This is a genomic window from Taylorella asinigenitalis MCE3, from assembly GCF_000226625.1.
GTDB lineage: Bacteria > Pseudomonadota > Gammaproteobacteria > Burkholderiales > Burkholderiaceae_B > Taylorella > Taylorella asinigenitalis.
Map to the genome: position 1 here is coordinate 614,376 of NC_016043.1, position 21,653 is coordinate 636,028.

General features: G+C 37.1%; 23 protein-coding genes. 12 read left to right on the plus strand and 11 right to left on the minus strand.

From position 1 onward, the window contains the following. Positions 1 to 7: 7 nt before the first annotated feature. The 11 genes from TASI_RS02990 to TASI_RS03040 all read left to right on the plus strand — a co-directional run bounded on the left by TASI_RS02990 (position 8) and on the right by TASI_RS03040 (position 9,060). Positions 8 to 1,201, plus strand: a complete 1,194-nt coding sequence (locus tag TASI_RS02990) for a lipopolysaccharide assembly protein LapB (RefSeq protein ID WP_014111283.1) — start codon at positions 8 to 10, stop codon at positions 1,199 to 1,201. After that, positions 1,201 to 2,145: a D-glycero-beta-D-manno-heptose-7-phosphate kinase gene (rfaE1, locus tag TASI_RS02995; protein ID WP_014111284.1), complete on the plus strand. Its 945-nt coding sequence runs from the start codon at positions 1,201 to 1,203 to the stop codon at positions 2,143 to 2,145. Before TASI_RS02990 ends, rfaE1 begins: the two co-directional genes overlap by 1 nt. Then, positions 2,138 to 2,551 carry a ComEA family DNA-binding protein gene (locus TASI_RS03000; RefSeq protein WP_044978005.1) on the plus strand — a complete coding sequence of 138 codons (414 nt, stop codon included), beginning with the start codon at positions 2,138 to 2,140 and terminating at the stop codon, positions 2,549 to 2,551. The genes rfaE1 and TASI_RS03000 overlap by 8 nt, the downstream gene beginning before the upstream one ends. Beyond that, complete coding sequence (locus tag TASI_RS03005; protein WP_014111286.1) at positions 2,551 to 3,483, plus strand: P-type ATPase actuator domain-containing protein; 933 nt, start codon at positions 2,551 to 2,553, stop codon at positions 3,481 to 3,483. The genes TASI_RS03000 and TASI_RS03005 overlap by 1 nt, the downstream gene beginning before the upstream one ends. Before the next feature lie 24 nt (positions 3,484 to 3,507). Then, complete coding sequence (ccoS, locus tag TASI_RS07790) at positions 3,508 to 3,663, plus strand: cbb3-type cytochrome oxidase assembly protein CcoS (RefSeq protein WP_266105241.1); 156 nt, start codon at positions 3,508 to 3,510, stop codon at positions 3,661 to 3,663. A 134-nt stretch (positions 3,664 to 3,797) separates the two neighbouring features. Further along, positions 3,798 to 5,264: a cytochrome-c oxidase, cbb3-type subunit I gene (ccoN, locus tag TASI_RS03015; protein WP_014111288.1), complete on the plus strand. Its 1,467-nt coding sequence runs from the start codon at positions 3,798 to 3,800 to the stop codon at positions 5,262 to 5,264. A gap of 14 nt (positions 5,265 to 5,278) precedes the next feature. Then, the gene (gene ccoO / locus TASI_RS03020; RefSeq protein ID WP_014111289.1) at positions 5,279 to 5,977 is read left to right on the plus strand and encodes a cytochrome-c oxidase, cbb3-type subunit II; all 699 of its coding nucleotides are present in this window, start codon (positions 5,279 to 5,281) and stop codon (positions 5,975 to 5,977) included. Between the two features lie 15 nt (positions 5,978 to 5,992). Beyond that, positions 5,993 to 6,166, plus strand: a complete 174-nt coding sequence (locus TASI_RS03025) for a cbb3-type cytochrome oxidase subunit 3 (protein ID WP_014111290.1) — start codon at positions 5,993 to 5,995, stop codon at positions 6,164 to 6,166. Further along, positions 6,163 to 7,095 (plus strand): cytochrome-c oxidase, cbb3-type subunit III, encoded by a 933-nt coding sequence (gene ccoP / locus TASI_RS03030; RefSeq protein ID WP_014111291.1) that lies wholly within the window; start codon positions 6,163 to 6,165, stop codon positions 7,093 to 7,095. Before TASI_RS03025 ends, ccoP begins: the two co-directional genes overlap by 4 nt. Before the next feature lie 90 nt (positions 7,096 to 7,185). Next, positions 7,186 to 8,757, plus strand: coding sequence for a cytochrome c oxidase accessory protein CcoG (ccoG, locus tag TASI_RS03035; protein ID WP_014111292.1), 1,572 nt, complete (start codon positions 7,186 to 7,188; stop codon positions 8,755 to 8,757). Between the two features lie 3 nt (positions 8,758 to 8,760). Continuing rightward, complete coding sequence (locus tag TASI_RS03040; RefSeq protein WP_014111293.1) at positions 8,761 to 9,060, plus strand: FixH family protein; 300 nt, start codon at positions 8,761 to 8,763, stop codon at positions 9,058 to 9,060. Positions 9,061 to 9,131: 71 nt separating this feature from the next. Here the strand turns inward: TASI_RS03040 and TASI_RS03045 are convergent, their stop codons facing one another. From TASI_RS03045 to leuS, 11 genes are all read right to left on the minus strand, one after another. Further along, on the minus strand, positions 9,132 to 9,854 hold the full coding sequence (locus tag TASI_RS03045) for a helix-turn-helix domain-containing protein (RefSeq protein ID WP_044971002.1): 723 nt from the start codon (positions 9,852 to 9,854) through the stop codon (positions 9,132 to 9,134). Between the two features lie 35 nt (positions 9,855 to 9,889). Beyond that, positions 9,890 to 10,552, minus strand: a complete 663-nt coding sequence (locus tag TASI_RS03050; protein ID WP_014111295.1) for a TadE/TadG family type IV pilus assembly protein — start codon at positions 10,550 to 10,552, stop codon at positions 9,890 to 9,892. Positions 10,553 to 10,628: 76 nt separating this feature from the next. Next, on the minus strand, positions 10,629 to 11,552 hold the full coding sequence (gene hslO, locus TASI_RS03055; RefSeq protein WP_014111296.1) for an Hsp33 family molecular chaperone HslO: 924 nt from the start codon (positions 11,550 to 11,552) through the stop codon (positions 10,629 to 10,631). Next, complete coding sequence (locus TASI_RS03060; protein WP_014111297.1) at positions 11,552 to 12,073, minus strand: gamma carbonic anhydrase family protein; 522 nt, start codon at positions 12,071 to 12,073, stop codon at positions 11,552 to 11,554. The genes hslO and TASI_RS03060 overlap by 1 nt, the downstream gene beginning before the upstream one ends. After that, complete coding sequence (locus TASI_RS03065; protein ID WP_014111298.1) at positions 12,073 to 13,482, minus strand: AMP-binding protein; 1,410 nt, start codon at positions 13,480 to 13,482, stop codon at positions 12,073 to 12,075. The genes TASI_RS03060 and TASI_RS03065 overlap by 1 nt, the downstream gene beginning before the upstream one ends. 64 nt (positions 13,483 to 13,546) lie before the next feature. Further along, positions 13,547 to 14,047, minus strand: coding sequence for an RDD family protein (locus TASI_RS03070; protein WP_014111299.1), 501 nt, complete (start codon positions 14,045 to 14,047; stop codon positions 13,547 to 13,549). After that, the gene (locus TASI_RS03075) at positions 14,040 to 15,359 is read right to left on the minus strand and encodes a THUMP domain-containing class I SAM-dependent RNA methyltransferase (protein ID WP_014111300.1); all 1,320 of its coding nucleotides are present in this window, start codon (positions 15,357 to 15,359) and stop codon (positions 14,040 to 14,042) included. The genes TASI_RS03070 and TASI_RS03075 overlap by 8 nt, the downstream gene beginning before the upstream one ends. A 2-nt stretch (positions 15,360 to 15,361) precedes the next feature. After that, positions 15,362 to 15,787, minus strand: a complete 426-nt coding sequence (locus TASI_RS03080) for a CopD family protein (protein ID WP_014111301.1) — start codon at positions 15,785 to 15,787, stop codon at positions 15,362 to 15,364. A gap of 14 nt (positions 15,788 to 15,801) precedes the next feature. Next, positions 15,802 to 16,851 (minus strand): DNA polymerase III subunit delta, encoded by a 1,050-nt coding sequence (gene holA, locus TASI_RS03085; RefSeq protein ID WP_014111302.1) that lies wholly within the window; start codon positions 16,849 to 16,851, stop codon positions 15,802 to 15,804. 1 nt (position 16,852) lies between these two features. Next, positions 16,853 to 17,290, minus strand: coding sequence for an LPS-assembly lipoprotein LptE (locus TASI_RS03090; protein WP_228359751.1), 438 nt, complete (start codon positions 17,288 to 17,290; stop codon positions 16,853 to 16,855). 93 nt (positions 17,291 to 17,383) lie between these two features. Then, positions 17,384 to 20,038 (minus strand): leucine--tRNA ligase, encoded by a 2,655-nt coding sequence (leuS, locus tag TASI_RS03095; protein WP_014111304.1) that lies wholly within the window; start codon positions 20,036 to 20,038, stop codon positions 17,384 to 17,386. A 99-nt stretch (positions 20,039 to 20,137) separates the two neighbouring features. Between leuS and TASI_RS03100 the strand changes: the two genes are divergently transcribed. Then, on the plus strand, positions 20,138 to 21,601 hold the full coding sequence (locus TASI_RS03100; protein ID WP_014111305.1) for an aminoacyl-histidine dipeptidase: 1,464 nt from the start codon (positions 20,138 to 20,140) through the stop codon (positions 21,599 to 21,601). Positions 21,602 to 21,653 lie beyond the last annotated feature (52 nt).

Consider the following 21,653-nt stretch of genomic DNA (forward strand, 5'->3'; position numbering starts at 1 on the left):
GTGAAATTTGAATTTTGAATTCTGGTTTTTAATATTTATACCTATATTCTTTTTGCTTGGTTGGTATGCCTCACGTATAGATGCCAAGCAAATGATGGACGAATCTAGCAATCTCCCAAATTCATACTTTAAAGGTTTGAATTTCCTTTTGAAAGAGGATTACGACAGGGCTATAGATTCATTTGTAGAGGTTGCAAAACTAGATACTGAAACAACCGAATTACATTTAGCTTTGGGTAGTCTATTTAGAAGAAGAGGCGAAATTGACCGTTCAATTAGAGTTCACCAAAGTCTATTAAATAGACCAGATTTACCAGCTCATGAAGTTGCACATGCACGATTTGAGCTTGCTCAGGATTACTTTAAAGCTGGGTTGTTGGATAGAGCAGAAAGAGAGTTTAAAAACTCCCTAACGCATAGTAAGTATGCATTGCCATCGTATGCAAATTTATTGAGAGTCTATGAGATTACTCATGACTGGGACAATGCTATCAAAACTTTAAAAGAACTTCAGAACCGTCTCAATAAACCACTTCCTGAAATTGTTCACTATTATTGCGAAATTATTGAAGATGAGCTTAGAAAGGAAAAGCCTGATATTCAGGAAATTGAACAAATCCTTATGCACGCAAGGGATGAGTTTGAAAATCTAGGAGAATCATCGAATCCTTCAGTTAGTGCAAGGCTAAGTATTGTTAGAGCTAAAATTGCGGGACTTAATAAAGATATAGGTTTACAAAAAAAACATTTGCTCAGTGTTTTATATGAGGCTCCTGAATTTGGTGGATTGGTAGCTAGAAATTTAATGGATCTTATGAACAGTTCTTCAGAGGGTTCGGAAGGTTTTGAGTTATTAAAATCCCATTATGCAAAATATCCTTCTATTGAAATCTTTAGTGTACTTTTTGATTATCTAGTGCAGAAATCCCCAAAAGAAGCAATTGAATTTGCAAAATCATCTTTAAGCACTAATCCTTCTATTTTGGGGCTTAGTAAGGCTCTATCTAGTTACTTGAAATTTGGCACTTCTGAGGGGGTGGATAATTTAGTCATACTGCAGAATTTGATATCTTCTCAAAGTGATAAACTTGAAAAATACACGTGTAACCATTGCGGATTTCAAGCTAAATCTTTTTATTGGCAGTGTCCTGGTTGCAATAATTGGAATACATTTGATCATAAAAGAGTTGAGGACCGATAGTGTCACATAACTATCCAATAGAAAATATAAAGAAACGCAAAATATTAGTGGTTGGTGATCTTATGGTAGATCGCTATTGGTTTGGTAGGGTGGATAGAATCTCTCCTGAAGCACCTGTGCCTGTGGTCCACGTTAAGAAAAATGAAAATAGGCTTGGTGGTGCGGCAAACGTTGCTAGTAATGTTGTTAGCTTAGGAGCTCAAGTATCATTAGTTGGAATTGTTGGGGATGATGAACCTGCGAAAATTTTAAAGAATTTATGTGAAGAGCACTCAATAAGTCATCATTTTATCTCAGATAATACTTCAGAAACTACCATCAAGATGAGGGTTTTAGGCGGTCAGCAGCAACTTATAAGGATAGATTTCGAAAAATTTCCAAGTGACCAAAAAGCCCAAGAGTTAAATCAGAAAACTAAAGAATTAATTAAGGCTCATGACCTAGTGGTATTTTCAGACTATAGAAAAGGTGCACTTAAATATATCGAAGATATGATTGTTTTTGCTAAAGCAAATTGCATTCAAGTTTTAGTGGATCCAAAAGGGGCTGATTATTCTAAATATTCAGGAGCCTCTTTAATTACTCCAAATAGAGCTGAGATGGAATTAGCTGTAGGACATTGGGATTCAGAAGAATCTTTGCTTTTGAAGGCAAATGCTTTGAGAGAGGCCCATGATATTGATGCAATTTTAGTTACTAGATCAGAACTAGGTATGACTCTATTTGATAGAAATGGTCGCACACATCAAAATGCTCAGGCTAAGGAAGTTTTTGATGTGTCGGGAGCTGGAGATACGGTTTTAGCTACCTTGGCGGTAACAAGGGCGGCTGGCCTAGAGTGGAGCGAAGCTATTAACTGGGCAAATAAAGCTGGTGGCATAGTTGTCGGTAAACTTGGTACCTCAACTGTTAGTTCAGAAGAAATAATGCATTATCATGATTAGTAAATTCAGTAGATTTTTTGTATATATTTTAGTTTCTTTTTTTGCTATCAATGCTTTATATGCTAGCTCGATTGACGTAAATACGGCATCAATAGAAGCACTCGATTCTATAAAGGGAATCGGCCCCAAAATGGCCAAATCTATAATTGAAGCTAGAAAATCAGGTGGCCCCTTTGAGTCTTATAGTGATTTAGCTGATAGGGTTAAAGGCTTAGGGGAGAAAAAAGTAAAATCTCTTCGAAAAGCAGGATTGTTTATAAAAAATGCAAAAGACGAGAATGCGAAAACATTGCCAAAGAGCAAAATAAAAACTAAGAAAAAATCTAAATCTAAAAAAGAGAAGGTTAAGGAAACAGCCGTGCCTTTTGATACATTTCCAAAATTAGTTAGACCTCCTAAATCATAATGGCATCAAATAAATCAATTTTTTCTATACCAGATAATTTACCGCAAGAGGAACGTTCTAAACGAAGAGCATTGCTATCAAGGCTTGGTATATCTTGGCTTGTAATGATGCAAATTATGATGTTTGCGGTGCCAGGTTATGTGAAACCAAGCTACGAAAATACAGATAGCTATGAAATTCTGATGAAGGTGATAGTCATGATGAATTGGATTAGTCTTGCATTGACCATTCCAATTATTTTGTACTGTGCAACGCCGATTTGGAATGGACTATTTAGAGACGAGAATCGCAATCATATAAACATGAATTGGCCCGTAGCAATTGGGATAATTGTTGCTTTTGTGCCATCAATGTTAGTGACCATTACTCATAGAGGAGAGGTCTATTATGACTCAATTTCTATGTTCGTGGCTTTTTTACTAACTGCAAGATATCTAGAGCTTGCTGCTGAACAATCAACCTTTAACAAGGCTAGTACACTTGATTTGCGGACTCTTCACCAGAGCCTTAAGAATAGAGCCGATAGACTGGCTTATGTATTTGTGATTCTACAAATAGTACTAGCTGTTGTTACTTCGGCCGTGTGGTATTTTTGGATCGACAAAGCACATGCATTGCCAGTTTTAGTGTCCTTATTTGTTATGAGCTGTCCATGTGCTATGGCTATGTCTGTGCCCACAGCATTTTCAGCGGCTCGAGCAGGGTTGAGTGAAGAATATGTTACAAGAGATACTCAAAACCTGTATTCTAAGATTAAAATCTGTACTTACCAAAATCTGTATGGTTCTTTGATTTGGCACTTACTAATGACTCCATTAGCCATGACAGGTATAGTAGAGCCTTGGCTTGCTGCCATTACTATGCTTATTTCATCTTTAGGAGTAGCTTGGAATTCATACAGATTGTTTAAATATTTGAAGTCCCATAGCTAGAAAATGTTTGCACTTTTTATACTTTTGGCACTGTCATTTTTCTTTGTAGTTATCGTAGGACTGTTCCTATATTGGGCTACAAGCTCAGGACAATTTGATGATGTTCAAAAGCACTCTACATCTATCTTAGAGGACGACGATACACAAAATCTTGATGTATCTCAATCTTTAGATGAATAGAGTACAAATGCTTCTAGATTTTTTGACTTACTTCAAAATATTTAAGTAAAATGTTAAAGTCCGATGAAATCGATTGAAATTATTCGGGCTTTAATTATAAATTTAATAGACTTGTTTTATTAAGAGGAAAACCTATGCGTACATTAAGCGCTGATACTCCTGAAACCTTCAACTATAAGGTAGTAAGGCAATTTGCGATTATGACTGTGATATGGGGTGTTGTGGGTATGTTGGTTGGCGTTATTATTGCCGCTCAACTAGTATTCCCAGAGCTTAACCTAGCAGATATTCTCGGTTATGGTCGTTTACGTCCACTTCACACTAATGCAGTTATCTTTGCGTTTGGAGGTAGTGCTCTTTTCGCTACATCATACTATGTAGTACAAAGAACCTGTCACACACGCCTATTCTCAGATGCACTTGCTGCATTTACATTCTGGGGGTGGCAGTTAATTATCGTTTTAGCGGCAGTTACATTGCCAGCTGGTTTCACTAGCTCTAAAGAATATGCAGAGCTTGAGTGGCCAATCGATATTCTTATTACTCTAGTTTGGGTTGCTTACGCAGTGGTTTTCTTCGGAACCATCTTAAAACGTAGAGTTAAACATATCTATGTTGCAAACTGGTTCTACGGAAGCTTTATCTTAACCATTGCCATCTTACATATTTTCAATAATATTGAATTCCCTGTAAGCGGTGAGTTATTTAAATCTTACTCATTCTACGCGGGTGTACAAGATGCTATGGTTCAGTGGTGGTATGGCCATAACGCTGTAGGCTTCTTCTTAACAACCAGCTTCCTAGGAATGATGTATTACTATGTTCCTAAACAAGCACAAAGACCAATCTTCTCATACCGCTTATCAATCGTTCACTTCTGGGCTTTAGCATTCACTTACATGTGGGCAGGTCCTCACCACTTACTTTGGACTTCATTGCCAGACTGGACTCAAAGCTTAGGTATGACATTCTCTCTTATCCTTCTTGCGCCATCTTGGGGTGGTATGGTTAACGGTATCATGACTATGTCAGGTGCTTGGCATAAACTTCGCCAAGATCCTATTCTTAAATTCATGGTTACAGCATTATCCTTCTACGGTATGTCTACATTCGAAGGTTCAATGATGTCTATCCGTACCGTAAATGCTCTATCTCACTACACTGAATGGACTGTTGCACACGTTCACTCTGGTGCGTTGGGATGGGTTGCTATGATTACCTTCGGTAGTATGTATTACACAATCCCACGTCTATGGGGTCGCAGTGAAATGGCTTCTAAAGGTCTAGTCGAACTGCACTTCTGGATTGCAACTATCGGTGTGGTTCTATACATCGCTTCTATGTGGGTAGCTGGTGTTATGGAAGGCTTAATGTGGCGTTCTGTAGAAGCTGACGGTACTATGACTTACTCATTTGTACAAGCTCTTGATGCTAAGAAACCACTTCTAATGATTCGTCTACTTGGTGGTACTTTATACCTAGTTGGTATTGTGATCATGCTTGTAAACGTATTCAATACTATTCGTGGTCATAAAGCAGTTAACCCTGCTGTTCCTGCACCTACTGAGCACGATGTTGCTCCTAACACAGTAACTGCTTAAGGGAGAAATAGTTTATGGCTACAAATAATAAAAAATTCTTCTCTCATGAGGTTATTGAGAGAAACATGGGTTTATTAATCATCTGCTCTATATTGGTGGTTATATTTGGTGGTTTGGTTCAAATCATTCCATTATTCTTCCAACACTCTACTACTCAAGCAGCACCAGGAGTTAAACCTCTTAATGCTCTCCAATTAGTAGGTCGCGACGTTTATATTAAAGAAGGTTGTTACGGTTGTCACAGCCAGCAAGTACGCGTTCTTGCTTCTGAAGTACAACGTTATGGTCCATATTCAGTCGCAGGTGAAAGTGTTTACGATTATCCATTCTTATGGGGTTCTCGCCGCATGGGTCCAGATCTTGCTCGTGTAGGTGGACGTTACTCTGATGACTGGCATCGTGCTCACCTTCGTAATCCTAGACAGTTTGTACCTGAATCTAATATGCCAGCATATAAATGGTTGCAAAATAAAGATGTTTCATCTGAAAACATTCAAAACCGTATGAAAACATTGAATTCTCTTCATACTACTCATACTGGTCAACCTATGTATTCAGAAGAAGAGATCGCAAAAGCACCTGAAATGCTTAAAGGTAAAACTGAAGAAGATGCAGTTATTGCATTCCTTCAAAACCTTGGTGTTGGTTACAGAGCTGCATTAGCTGAGCAAAATAAAGCTAATGCAACTACTGCTCAACCCGCAGCTAACTAATAGGAGTCCTAGATAATGGCACTTTTGAATGGTCTTCTAACTATTCTTTCGATGGCATTATTTTTTGGAATTATTTGGTGGGCTTGGTCAACTAGACGTAGTAAAGATAATGAAACTGCAGCTAATTTGCCCTTTAGCCTACCAGATGAAATTGAATCAGATCATAAAAATGGAGAGATAAAATCATGAGTGATTTTTTTAGTAGCGGTTGGAGTTACTGGATCACCATCATTACGATTTTGGGTATAGTTTTCTGTGTATGGTTACTATGGTCTCAACGTAAATGGCTAAAACGACAAACAGAAATTACCGACACTGGTCATGAATGGGACGGTATTACGGAGTTTAACTACCCAATCCCACGTTGGTGGATTTATATGTACCTTGGCCTTTGTGTTATAGGTGTATCTATTATTTTCCTATACCCAGCTTTAGGTGATTTCAAAGGGTTCTTAAACTTTACTTCTCAAGATAAGGTTGAACAAGAACTATCTGCTCACGCAGAACAAATGAAACCTATCTATGCGAAATTTGACGGTAAATCTGTTGAAGATTTATCTAAAGATCCAGAAGCATTAGCTTTAGGTGAACGTCTTTTCTTAAATAACTGTGCTCAATGTCACGGTTCAGATGCAAAAGGTTCTCCTAATTTCCCTAACTTAACAGATAACGATTGGAAGTGGGGTTCTCAAGAGGGTGATAAATTCGTTACTACACCTAATGATGTAATAGATATTATTACTAATGGTCGTATCGGCGTTATGGCTGCTTGGAATTCTGTTCTTACACCAGATGACGCAAACAACGTTGCACACTTTGTTCGTTCATTATCTGGTTTAAGCCATGATGCAACTTTAATCGCAAAAGGTAAAGAGAAATACGATCAAATTTGTATTGCATGCCATATGGCTGACGCTAAAGGTAATCGCCTTTTAGGTGCACCTAACCTTACTGATGATGTATGGTTTAATAGTTCGTCTCGAGACGTAATTGTTCACACAATTCTTAACGGACGTTCTGGTGAAATGCCTGCCCATGGTGCTTTACTAACTGAAGATCAAATCAAAATTTTAGCTAGTTATGTTTGGGGTCTTTCACACTCTGAAGCAGCTAATTAAGCTGAGATAGCGAAAGGGTATTTAAGTACCTGTTAATAACTAAGTTATAATGACCACTATCTAGTAGATAGTGGTTTTTTTTTAAAAGCTATGGAAAACGAAAGAAAAGATATCAATCCTGAAATTGAGGAAGAAGAAGTAACACCTGATTGGCAGCCCCAAAGAATTGCCATATCGGATGATGAATCCGAAAGGATTATGAAAGAAGCTACGGCAAAAGTTTATGCTCGTTCCGTAAAAGGTAGATTTGACCGTGCTCGTCAAGTAATGGTTTACCTAACTCAGTTTGTATTTTTAATACTTCCTTGGTTTAATTGGAATGGACGTCAAGCTTTTTGGCTAGATATCATTAATAGAAAATTCTATCTCGGCCCGATGGTTCTCTCATCCCAAGATGTCCTTTACCTAGCTATTATTCTTATTATTTCAGCTTATGGTTTATTCTTAGTAACTGCATTAGCTGGACGCGTATTCTGTGGCTACGCCTGTCCTCAGACAGTCTACACTGAAATTTTTATGTGGATCGAAAAACATATTGAAGGGGATCGTGTTAAGAGGATGAAATTGGATGAATCCCCTTGGACAGGCCGCAAAATATTATTGAGATACTCTAAGTATCTAGCTTGGGGTTTGTTTTCATTATGGTGTGGTTTGTCTCTTGTAGGTTGGTTCTTACCTATAAGAGAAGTTTTTCCAAGATTCTTCCAACTTGATTTAAGTTTCTGGCCCTATTTTTGGACTTTCTTCTACGGAACTATTATGTTCCTATTTGCTGGTCTACTTAGGGAAAACGTTTGTAAGTATATGTGCCCTTATGCACGTTTCCAAAGTGTAATGATCGACAAAGACACCATTATTGTGACTTATGATCAAAAACGTGGAGAGCCTAGGGGTAAACGCAAAAAAGGTGCGGACTATAAAGCTCAGGGACTAGGTGACTGTATCGACTGTACTATGTGTGTTCAAGTCTGTCCTACTGGTATTGATATTAGGAACGGTCTGCAGTATATGTGTATAGGATGCGGAGCCTGTATTGATGCCTGTGATGAAGTGATGGATAAGGTAAATTATCCGAGAGGATTAATTCGATACACTTCAGAATATGGCGTAAACAATGGTTTGAGCTTTAAAGAAGTTCGTCATAGATTTTATAGACCAAGAATCTATATTTATATGACTCTTCTTGCACTTCTTGTTGGAGGTCTTTTCTATTCACTTTACTCACACAATCCAATAAAAGTGGATATTGTTAGGGATCGTGGCTCTCTAGGTAGGGAGGTTAAGGGTGGTTTTATCGAAAACGTATATCGTATTCAGGTCTCAAATATGACCACAGAACCAAGGGTATTTACGGTTTCAGCTGATCAAGAAATTCTCCCAGGAGCTACAGTTTATCTTCAGCACAGAAGGGGTTTTGCTCATATAGGAAAAGACGACAAACTGACTGAAGCTCAAAAAAAACGTAATGAAAATCTTAATTCTGATAGCCGTGTAGTTGTTGAACCACTTGAATCTAAGTGGGTGCCTTTAGTTATACGTGTACCAGGAGAAAATTTAACACGTGGGCAATCTTATGATTTTGATGTTAAAGTAGAATCTTTATCTGAAGAACTGGGCGATTTAGAAGCCGACCATGAAACAAGCTTCTATGCCCCTAAATAAAATATGAGTAAAAAAACGTTTGAAGAATTAGATAAAAATCCTAATCCTTGGTATAAAGAGCCTTGGCCATGGATACTGATGGCAGGGCCTATCCTTGCCATTATTGGATGTATTATTACTATCAACTTAGCCCTTAAAAGCGATTACGACGATAAAAACAAAGTTCATGCCTACAAGCAGGGTAAATTTATTAGTCGTGACGGAAATGATCTCCCGAAAACTCTTCTCAAAAAGACGGATAAAAGTGACTTTGAAATTGGGGCCGATCAAGATATAAAAACTAAGGAAGATAGTAAAAAATAACCTTTTTCCTTATAAAAAGAGGGCTTAAAAGTTATCTTAAGCCCTTTTTTTTACGTGTACTTTTGTTTGATTTAAGATTTCTGGATCGCAAGTAATTTTTCTCGATTAAGGATATGGACATTCCTATTATTGATTGTCAAAATTCCTTCTTTTGAAAATTTAGAAAATAATCTACTTACAGTCTCTAAGGTTAGACCTAAATAATTTCCTATGTCTTCTCTGCGCATGCGTAGAATAAATTCATTAGGTGAGTAGCCCATAGTTTCTTGCTTTTGGGCGGTATCTTGTAAAAACATAGCAAGTTTTTGATCCGCATTAAGTGAGCCCAAAGTCAAAATCATATTATGTGATCTAGAGATCTCAGTTCCTACCAAACCAACCATAACCTCACGAATTTCTGTGAACTCTTCAAGCATATGTTCAATATCTTTTACGGCTAATAAACATACCTCTGAGTCTTCCATGGCAATGGCATAGGAAGCATGAGCCTTATTATTTAGAGCATCAAGTCCAAGAACTTCATCCCGATAAAAAAATCCAGTGATTTGACTTTGACCGTTGGAGTATTCAATTAATGTTTTAAAAGAACCTGAGCGGATAGCATATAAGCTAGAAAAGGGGTCCCCAGTTTTATAAAGAGCCTCCTTTTTTGGAATTCGTATTCTCTCTTTAACGATTATGTCCTCAGTAATTTTTAGATTGTTAGGCAGCTTACCATTAGGCAAACACAATCTTCCAACTTTGCATGAAATACAACTAGGAGATAACTCCTTTGCTATGACATGTTTAAGCAAATTTATCCCTTATAAAAATTATTGTTTTTCTGATTTTAACAATTTTTTGCATATCTAACATTTTGGTACCACGAGCCTGTTCTGATTAATGGGTGACTATGCATAGTAACCCGCACTCTCGTTTTAATTGGCAAGTATCCGTGTGAAAAAATTCTATCTTTATAAATATCTGAACTTGTTTTACCTAATAGAGTTGAGATTAGTATCTGAACGCCTGGCACTACTGGTTTATAAGGATAGATTAATTCTAAATCTAAAGTATTTGCGTCGTAAATACTTGTGTCGGATTTTAATTCAGCTTGCTCTTTTTGGTAGTTGTTATTTATAAGGGGTAAGGCAAATACTATGGAACTATCGTGCCATTTTTTTAAATCTTTACATGTAGGAGAATGCACAGTAATTTCCCATGGTCTTCCAAATAATTTCCAGTTTTTTGCGTATGTTTTTTTCTGAAGCTTTGTTGCAGATTTGCTTACAAAAAGTGGCAATGCTTCCGTATTAAATGTTTTTTCTAAAATTTCAAAATCTGCATTTTTAACCATAGCTTGTCTAGAAGCCTCAAGCAATGCGAGATTTAAAACCTGCTTGTATTGATACCAACGAGTAAATTCAAAACATATCAAAGAAAGAAGTAAGCAAGGAATTGCTGCTATCAGAAATTCTACGGCACTAAAGCCTTTATAGATGAATTTATTCATATCAAATCTCTTTAAAAAAGAAATTTGATTTTGAACTAAATTTAAGAGAATTTATATAAGTGTGGACGAAATTGTCCTAGTGTTCAGTTTTAGGATTATCTTGTATTTGAGATTGACTTGAATCGATGAATAACTGAGCCGAATCGACAGCATCGAAATTATATTTTTTACCGCAGAACTGGCAGCTAACTTCGATATTATCTCTTTCACTCAATATGCTTTCAACTTCTGATTTGCCGAGCATTCTAAGCATATCACCGACTTTTTCTTTAGAACATGGACAATACCAAATTACCGTATTACTAGGATATTCAAGAAGTTGAATTTCCCAAAATAATCTATCAATTAAAGTAGAGACAGAAACTTCAAGCATCTCTTCATAATCAATAGTAGATGCTAGGGCTTGAATATTACTCCAAGTCTCCTGAGCCTGTTCCTCACTAATTTCTAATCCTCCAGAATAGGGGAGTTTTTGTATTAAAAGGCCAGTTGATCTTTTTTTTTCTGAAGCTAAATATAGTAGAGTTTCTAACTGTTCCGACTGCTTCATATAAAGTCGCAATGCATCTGAAACAGAATCTGCTAGAAGTGGTACTATTCCTTGATATGGTTGCTGGCCCTTAGATTTGTCCTTAGGATCAAGAATAACAGCAAAACTACCTTTACCATTAAAATTAAGCAATGAACTAAAGGTATCTGTATCTTTAATTGCATATTCTTGATTTTGCTTTATTGTTGATCGAATTTTGAAATCAGAAGTACACTCTACTACTAATAAAGATACGGGTCCTTCGCTTTGAATTTGTAAAACTACAGAACCTTCAAACTTAATGTTTGCTGCTAAAAGCACACTTGCAGCCGTAAGTTCACCTAAAAGCTTAGCTAATAAAGGATGATAATTTTTCTCAAATTGTGAATCATCCCATGCATCTTCTAAGTTAACACTGATTATTCTTACGCTTTTATCTAATGTTATGAATTTCTGTACTAAATCGCTCATTAATCAATCCTTATTAATGATTCTATATACTTCTGACCTAATGAGACATATTTAAGAGTATTAGCTTTAAATCGCTCGTAGAGCTCTTCTGTGACAGTGCCTTTGATTTGATTGACTCCAATTACAAGAGAATTAGGAGGGATTTTTTTACCCTCAGTAACAATGGCCCCAGCGGCAATGATTGAGTTTTCTCCAATTTCAGCACCATCTAAAATGATGGAATTCATACCGATTAAGCAGCCATTACCGATACTGCACGCATGAACCATAGCCATATGACCTATAGTCACAAAATCACCAATTATTAAGGGATATTCCGAAGCCTCATGTAATACAGAACCTTCCTGTATATTTGTCCCGCAACCGATTACAACCTTATTTACGTCACCCCGAATCGTAACATTGGGCCAAATACTGCAATCCGCACCAATAGTCACATCACCTATAATCACTGCATTCTCGAAAATAAATGCAGATGAATCGATTTTTGGTTTTAAATCTTCTATTGCATATAGTGGCATCAGTTTCCTTTGTTCGAGTCTCTTAGCCAATAATATCCGTTTTTATCCACTTTGATTTCGATGCCAGTATTAAACCACTGGTCATTAATAATAGGCACTGGATGAAGAAAATTGGAATGCCAATAAAGCGTACAGACACCAGGGCTAGAATCATCGTTTTTATCGGTTTCTTTAACATGTAAAGTGCCAAAAGAATTAGTTTTGACTTTGTTTCCTTTAGGGTCCAAAACGGCTAATTCGTATCCAGGAACTGCTTTACCTACGCTTCCTGGAACTGACGGCCACTTGGCGTTTGATTCTGAGATGATTGAAGAGAAACCTTGAGGCATTAAAAGTTTATTGAATTTAAAATTAGTGGATTCGCGAAGCCAAAACTCTAGAGCTGGACTGCATCCTTGAGCAATAGTTGATACGCAACGAAGACCTGAGTCGCATTTAGATAAAACCCCTGAAAAAGCCCTTATACGTTCCAACTCCTCTGGTGAAGTAAAAAAATTGGTCACAGGGTAGTGCTCTATTAATGATAATAATCTAGGAACAGTCCGTCCCCCAGGGCATCCTACAATAGTTCTGCCAAAATATAAAGTTGGCAATAATCCCCCCATCAACCCGTAATAACTGCTCCAATCGTAAGTGGTAAAAAATATATCTTTATTTTGCGGAAACCAATCTTGTGAGCAGGTGAATCCAGGTAGACCACCAATTAAAGTTTCATGAGATATAACAGTAGCTTTAAGTTCTGAAACTTCAGATAGCGAGTCTGAAATTTTTTTCTTTCTTGAACTTTCAGCCTCAGTCCCAACATTTGGATAAAGAAGTATGGCCGTAGTATCTGGCCTAACTGGAATGACATTAAAATCCTTTGGTTGGCGAGCTAGCAATGCTTTCCAAGGTATCAATCGCTCATCTTCTGTATTAATACCAATTATCTGTTTAAGCGAATTTTTAAGTTGTGACGAATGATCGACAGCATGTAAAAACGGTGTGAAAGAATGCTTGTCTACAATAGCAATTCGAGCCCCGCAATCAATTAATCTATTTGCGTAATACTGAGAATCTTCACTTATACCTAATGGAACAGCTATTGCACCTACAGTTATAGCCGCCAAAATCGTAATTGCAGTTTCAGCCGAATGTTGAAGTGCTATGGCAATGCGATCCTGTGGATGAATTCCCATCCTTACAAAACCATTTGCTAATTTATTCACTTTCTCGGATAGTTGACCATAAGATAAACTAGTTAGTTGACCAACCTGATCTTCAAAATATATAGCCGCTAATCTAGCTTCATGCGGACTGGAGGCCCATCTATGACAGCAAGCAGAAGCAATATTGAAATTAGATGGGACATACCACTCATATTCTTTAAATAAAGTAGAGTGCATATCAGATTTTGTTTTTTCTTCCATGAGACCGCCCATAGACACTAGAGATAATTAATTGATTTAACTATTTATTATAAATTTTTGAGTCTTATTTGACTAGTGTGAGATATGTCCCAGATAGCCTATCTTGGAGAAATAAGCCCTTAGGATCAAGCCATGAGTAGACAAAATTAAGAAATGGAGTGAAAAATACGAAAACTGTGACCGAAGCCCATCCTAACATTTTTGATACTTGGTCAACCACAAAAGCCCCAATAAGAGGGATAATCCATGCAGAAATATATCTTATTATTAAACGTCCAGTACTTGGTTTTTGAGAATTAAAAGTTTTCACGCCTATATTCCATGTTTTCATTGGCAATGTTTGCCCTTTAGCTCTCCAAGAAAGTACAAAATATAAGCCAATTGCTATGAATATTAAGGCCTGACTTATCCAAAAGTATTTTTCCACTTCAGTTCTTTGTGTGAGACTGTCAAACGCATAAGAAGTTACAAAAATAACCGCCAGCAAAAGCATGCCCTCATACATGTAACAAGCGAAAATTTTCATTCTCGAGGGTCTTGCAAACTCTAAATTAGGCTTAGTCATTTCTATAGCTCTCTTCAACCATTTCAAAATTAAATAAGCGGCACTCCAAATTGCCATTAAAAACAGGAGTTTTGCGTCTAGGTTTAAGTCTCAATTTTGATGGTAAATCTCTATCGCTAGTAATAATATTTATATCCCATCCAGTAAATTGTTTTTTTAGAACAGATGACCACTCACGCCAGAAGGGGGTATCTTCCGAGTCTAATCGCTCTCCATATGGTGGATTGCATAGAATTACCCCAGGTTCTGAAGGTGGGGTACACTCTAGTGCATTAATATTTTTAAGCATTATTTCATCACTCTCTAAACCAGCTCGAAGAATATTTGCCCTTGCGGCTTTAAGTGCGAATGTGTCAATATCGGTTCCATATATATGCAATGGTTCACTAGCTTTGAGATTCTCCTTTGCTTCAGCTTTCATTTGACGCCATTGTTTGACAGGATGATTTCTAAATCTTTCAAATCCTAAAGGATGAAATAGCCCTGGCGGTATATTTTTTGCGATCCATGCAGCCTCTATTAAAATTGTTCCACTGCCGCAAAATGGGTCGTAAAGGGGCTTTTCAGGTGACCACCCCGTAAGAGCTAGCAGTCCAGCAGCTAAATTTTCTCGAATCGGTGCCAAACCTTTATCGAGTCTCCATCCACGTTTAAATAAAGATTCCCCTGATGTATCAAGATAAAAAGTAGCCGATGCACTATCTAAAAATAAATGGACCTTTGCACTTGGACGCACAGTGTCAATGCTCGGACGAGAACCCTCTTTGTCACGCAGCCTGTCTACAATCCCATCTTTTGCACGTAGATTACAGAATTGCAAACTCGTAAAAGCTGTCTTCATACCCGTAGTATCCACTCTTAAAGTATGCTCTGGCCCAAACCATCGCTCCCAAGGAACCTTATAAGCAAGTTCATATATATCGTTTTCTGTTTCTATTTTCTCGTGAGCAACTTGAACTAGTATTCTGGAGGCAATGCGTACGCTTAGGTTAGCCATCATTATTCCACTCCAATCAGCCTTAAAGCTACATCCAGATTTACCTATTTCAACATCTCGCAACCCTAAACTTTTAAGTTCATCTAACAACACACCTTCCAATCCAATGGGGCAGGGTGCAAAAACAGAGAACATCTCAGTTGTGTAATCTGAAGTGATTTTGGGAATAATTTTAGTTTTTGGTGCATTTAAAGCTCTTTGAGCAACTTTTCTTGCCCTGGCACCAGAACGCACAGTCTTACTTTCCGAATCCTTAGATAATGTGGATTTTTTTGAGGTCTTTTTTAGACTTAGAGTTTTACTATCTTTTTCCATATTTATAAAGAGATAGTTTTAAATACAGCTAGCCAAACAATACCAATAAGTAAGATTAAGGGCAGCTCATTAAAAATTCTATAGTATTTGTGAGATTTAGTATTTGTGCGGTTTTTAAAGGATTTATGAATTTTAAAACATAAATGATGATAATACATAACACCAAAAACTAATAACAACTTAACATGCATCCATGGGCCACTATTCCAATAATAATTAAGCCATAAAATTAAGCCTAGAATAACCCCAGGTACAGCTATCACAGTCATAAATCGTAAAAGTCTATGAGACATACCCAAAAGATATTCATAAACCTGAGGATTATCCCGATTGCTAGCAAGATTTACAAATATTCTTGGTAAATAAAAAATACCCACATACCAAGAAAGCACAAATACTATATGAAAAACTTTAAGCCATAAAAGCATACTAATTCCTTTTCCTACAATAGACCATTGCCAGCGGTTTTTATAATTAAACGCTCCATCTCAGAAATTGGACTCTTTAGTCGACCATCTATTGGATAGCCCTTTGAAGTCTGATCGATATCTGTTGCATGCTGAAGTAAACCCATTACTTTAGGCATATTAAAACGATTAACTGCACTCAAATATCTTTGATGAAAGCTAGGAAACACCCCCATAGAGCTCAATATAGATGGCAATGCCTCTGCATTCACCTTCCCTTGCATTACTCTATATAAAATTCTAATTTCTCGAGTCACCATAGCCAGAATTTGAATAATATTTGCCCCTTCCTGAATCAGACCATGAAATATCTTAAGACTTCTTGGAATATTACCTAGCATCATGGCTTCTGTCAGCTGAAAAACATCATATCTAGCTGAATCTGCCACACTCGATCGAACCATATCTAAAGTAAGATTTGTTTCACTTCCAGCTAAAAGAGCAAGTTTATTTATTTCTTGCTTTGCCGCAACAATATTTCCCTCTATCCTATCAATCAGAAGTGTCAATGCATCATCATCTATGGTTTGCCCATTTTGTTTTATAAGTTTGCGAGCCCATGCAGGCAAATCTTTGCGTTTTAAATTAGGAATATCTATTAAGGTGGCAATGTTAACGACACTTGTAAACCATTTTGTTTGTTGAGTTTTTTTATCTAGCTTAGGGCATGAAATTATTACACAAATATCCTCGGGATTTTGCTCCTTTATATACTCAGCTAATTTAGCTAAAGTAGGGCCACCTTTACGACCAAATTTTCCACTCGGAATAGATATTTCAAGAATTTTATTTTCTGCAAACAAAGTGTTTGTCTGTAAATGAGTAAGCACATCATCCCAAGGGCCGTTAGAATCAAGTACCATAGATATTCTTTCTGAATACTCATGTTTTCTACAGAATTCTCTTAATCTATCAACTGCATCGATGTTCAATAGAATCTCATCGCCCATTACTAGATAAAAATTTTTAGGGCCAGATTTTGACTCTTTTATATGCTTATCTAATGCGTCATAGCTAATCTTCATCTCAATTCTTCTTCAGAAAATTATTGCTTATATCAGATGCTGTTATTCTTCCGAATAATTTTGATGCGATTTCCCTCTCCATATCTTCGTACAAAAAATCAGATTCTTGATCACTAGCCGATGATTGCAATATGTCGTAGGGCATAATACGAGTCGAAGATATGATTGATTGGGGTAGGAGTATATTGTTGCTAGCATCAAATAAACTAAATTCCAATTCCAAATATAGTTCATATTCTTCAACTTTTCCTAAAGCATCAAGAGAAAAAGGCGTTCTCTCGCGTCTTAGCTCTGATGTTTTAAGAATTATATCTGCGTCTTTAGGATTATCCACGAATTTAAGATTAGGTGATCTAGTTTTAAGCATACGCATAAGCATGACACCAAACCTACTGTTCGAATCAAGATTCGTATACATCATATTAAATGGTAGATGCATCTCTGAGCGCATTTTAAAACCACAAGATACACTAAGACTTAAAGCAAAAAGCAAAAAGAGTCTGAAAATGATTTTTAGACCTAGGTTCACTTACTATCCCACAACATTCACTAACTTATTAGGTACCACAATAATTTTCTTAGGAGTTCTACCTTCCAGATGTCGTTCAATTTGTGGATGAGCAAGGGCTATCTGTTCTACTTGATCTTTAGATGAACCATTAGGAACTGTAATTTGTCCGCGTAATTTTCCGTTTATCTGTAATACCATCTCGATTTCATCAGATATTAAAGCTGACTCGTCTACCACTGGCCATGGGGCATCTAGAATTTCACCATATTTAGAGGCAAAACCAAGCTCCTGCCATAAAACATAGGTTATATGTGGCACAGCTGGATACAAAAGACGAAGCAATATGCTGACAGCTTCTCTAGTAGCAGGTAATTTGTATTCACTTTCTGCAAAATTCGCGTCTTCAAGTGCATTTAAAAGCTTCATATTTGCAGATACCACAGTGTTATATTGCATACGACTGTAGTCGTAGTCAGCTTGCTTAAGAATTTGATGTACGTTTAATCTAAATTGTTTTATGTCTTTAGGTGCATTTGTGAAATCAAAGTTATCAGAAACAGAAGAAATGCTGTCTTTTATTCCATAACAAAGATTCCAAAGTCTTCTAAGGAACCGATTTGAGCCATCAAGCCCTGTATTAGACCATTCAAGAGTTTGCTCTGGCGGACTAGCAAACATAACAAATAGGCGAGCTGTGTCAGCCCCCATGGTGTCGATTAGATATTGTGGGTCTACACCATTATTTTTTGATTTAGACATAGTGCCTATGCCCATATAATCAACAGCTTGACCATCTTCAATCGATGTTGCACCAATAATTTGCCCTTTTTCACCATAAATATTTTCTACCTTATCGGGCCAAAAATAATCTATTCCGCCGCGTTCGTTTTTACGGCTATAGATATGGTTTAGCACCATTCCTTGAGTCAATAAATTTTCGAAAGGCTCATCAAATTTAACAAGCCCTAGATCTCGACTTACTTTTGACCAAAAACGTGCGTAAAGCAAATGCATGACCGCATGTTCAATACCACCGATATACTGGTCCATAGGCATCCAATAATCGCATCTTTGATCGACCATAGCTTGATCATTATGGTGAGATGCGTATCGCATGTAATACCACGAAGAGTCCACAAATGTGTCCATGGTATCTGTTTCGCGTTTAGCATCTGAGCCACATTTCGGGCACTTGCAATTAAGGAACTCTTCAGATTTGTTTAGTGGGTTGCCACTTCCATCAGGTATTAAATTAGTTGGCAATACTACTGGTAAATCTTGGTAGGGAACAGGTACAGTCCCACAATGTGGGCAGTGAATAATTGGAATAGGGGTCCCCCAATATCTCTGTCTAGATATTCCCCAGTCACGCAGTCTCCATGTTTCTTGACGTGCCCCCAGACCTAATTCCTGCATAAAAATTTCGAWTTTTTTGAATGCATCTTCATAATCAAGTCCATCTAATAGATCTGAATTAACACAATAACCACGTGATTTATCTGCGTACCACTCTCTCCATTCTTTGTTACTGAACTCCTCTCCGTCTATGGCAATGACCTGTTTTATAGGTAACGAGTATTTAAGAGCAAAGGCAAAATCTCTTTCATCATGAGCTGGCACACCCATTACTGCACCGTCTCCATAAGACATAAGTACATAATTGCCCACCCAAATTTCGATTTTTTCTTTTGTTACTGGATGAGTGACGAAAAGACCAGTTGGAACACCCGATTTCTCCTTCGTAGCCATCTCCGCTTCAGTCGTACCTCCAAGTTTAGCTTCTTCAATAAATTTAGCTATCTCTGGATTATTTGAAGCTGCAAGGGTGGCAATGGGATGTTCTGGAGCCACTGCACAGAAGGTGACTCCCATAATGGTATCTGGCCGAGTAGTGAAAACATAAAGCCTTCCATCCTGAATTAAATTCCCTTTTTCATCTTTAATATCATGTGGAAATGCAAAACGTAAACCTTCACTTTTACCGAGCCAATTAACTTGCATTAGTTTTACACGTTCTGGCCAACCTTTAAGATCATTTTGAACAAAGTCTAATAATTCCTCTGCATAATCAGTGATTTTTAAATAGTATCCAGGGATTTCACGCTTTTCAACTAAAGCACCAGATCTCCAACCTCTACCATCTATAACTTGCTCATTTGCCAAGACTGTCTGATCAACAGGGTCCCAATTCACTACCTGAGTTTTTCTATAGGCAATGCCTTTTTCAAGCATCTTTAGGAACATCCATTGGTTCCATTTATAGTATTCAGGATCACATGCCGCTAACTCGCGAGACCAATCAATTGCAAAACCCATAGCTTGCAATTGTTTTTTCATATATTCGATATTTTTATAGGTCCATTCAGCAGGTGGCACCTTAGATTTAATTGCAGCATTTTCCGCAGGCATACCAAATGCATCCCATCCCATGGGCATGAGAACGTTATAACCTTTCATACGAAGCTGTCTGGTTAGCATATCGTTAATGGTGTAATTTCTAACATGTCCCATATGGAGTTTGCCACTAGGGTAGGGCAGCATAGAACATGCATAATACTTAGGTTTTTCAATACCTTCAGCGTTTGTCGCATGTTCAATTACTCGATAAACATCTGATTCATTCCATTCTTTTTGGGCTTGTTTTTCAACAAGTTGAGCTTGGTATTGGTCTAACATTTGACTCTATATATTTGTTATTTTTAAAGTTTATTATTATAAATCACTGACTAGATTGATATAGTAATATATGAGCATTAGACAACTTATGAGGCTTATATGAATTCTAATTCCATTACAGAACTAGAACCCAAAATCTTATGGAAATGGTTTGATGATTTTTGCGGCATTCCACATCCAAGTTTTCACGAAAAAGCTCTAAGTGACTTTATCTTAAATAAAGCAAAAGAAATTGGCCTTTATGTAGAACAAGACTCAAAAAACAATCTTTTAATACGCAAACCAGCAAGCAAAGGAATGGAGGATAAACCTGCTATTGCCATGCAAGCACATATTGATATGGTTCCTCAAAAAGGGGTGAATAGTAAACATGTGTTTGAACGCGATCCTATTGCCACCTACATTAGGGATGGATGGGTTTATGCGGACGATACTACTTTAGGAGCGGATAATGGTATAGGAGCTGCCATGGCTCTAGGTGTTATGTTTTCTGAGAATCTATCGCATCCTGCACTTGATTTAATTTTGACTACTGAAGAAGAGATTGGGATGGGTGGAGCTGAGGTTTTAAATCCTGCATGGCTCTCTGCACCATATTTACTTAATTTAGATTCAGAGGATGAAAGGGTAATAACAGTTGCATGTGCGGGAGGTCGCGATATTACAATTCATTTAGACTATGATCTAAAGGACATATCATCGGACTCCATAGTTTATGAGATTAAGCTGCATGGATTGAAAGGCGGTCATTCGGGAATAGATATTAATAATGGCAGGGTAAATGCAATTATTATGCTTTCTCAAATCTTAATATCAAGTGGCATAAATTTTGAATTAATAAGTTTGAATGCTGGAACTGTTAGAAATGCAATTCCACGAGAGGTCTCTGCTATCGTTGCCATTGAAGGGCAATCTATGGGTGATATTGAAGGCAAACTGCTTGAATTATTGCCTATTTATTCAGAAGAATTTAAACATACTGAAAATCCATTTCAATTAAGTGTTAGTTCTGTTGCTTCTGATACAGAAGTGAAAGCTGCTACATATGAGAACTCATTAAAAATTCTTAATTTGATTTGCAGTATTCCAAATGGAATGATTAAAAACACCCATTTTTCACATGATTTAGTTGAAATTTCTACAAGTTTAGGCGTTGCCAGAATTAGTGATGGAAATTGTGAGTTGCAGTGCTTAATGCGTTCATTGATTGATGCTTCTAAATTTGGCTTAGAGCAAAGATTTAAAAGCGTTGCAGACTTAGCTGGTGCACGGATGGAATCAGATGGGGATTATCCTGCTTGGCAGCCTGAAATGGAATCACCTTTGTTAGCAAGTTTAGTAAAAATTTTCACTGATTACTATGATGAGAAGCCAAGTATTAAGGCTATGCATGCGGGTCTTGAATGTGGAATTCTTAAAAAACATGCCCCAGATATGCAGATGGTTTCATTTGGACCAAATATACGTCAAGCTCATTCACCAAAAGAGTGCGTTGAGATTAAGTCTGTGCAAGAATGCTGGCAATTACTAGTTAACTTTCTAGCAAATCCTCCAGTAAATTGATTTATTAAAGCCGCTTACAAAAATTTTAAACAATCAGAGTAAGCGGCCAAAC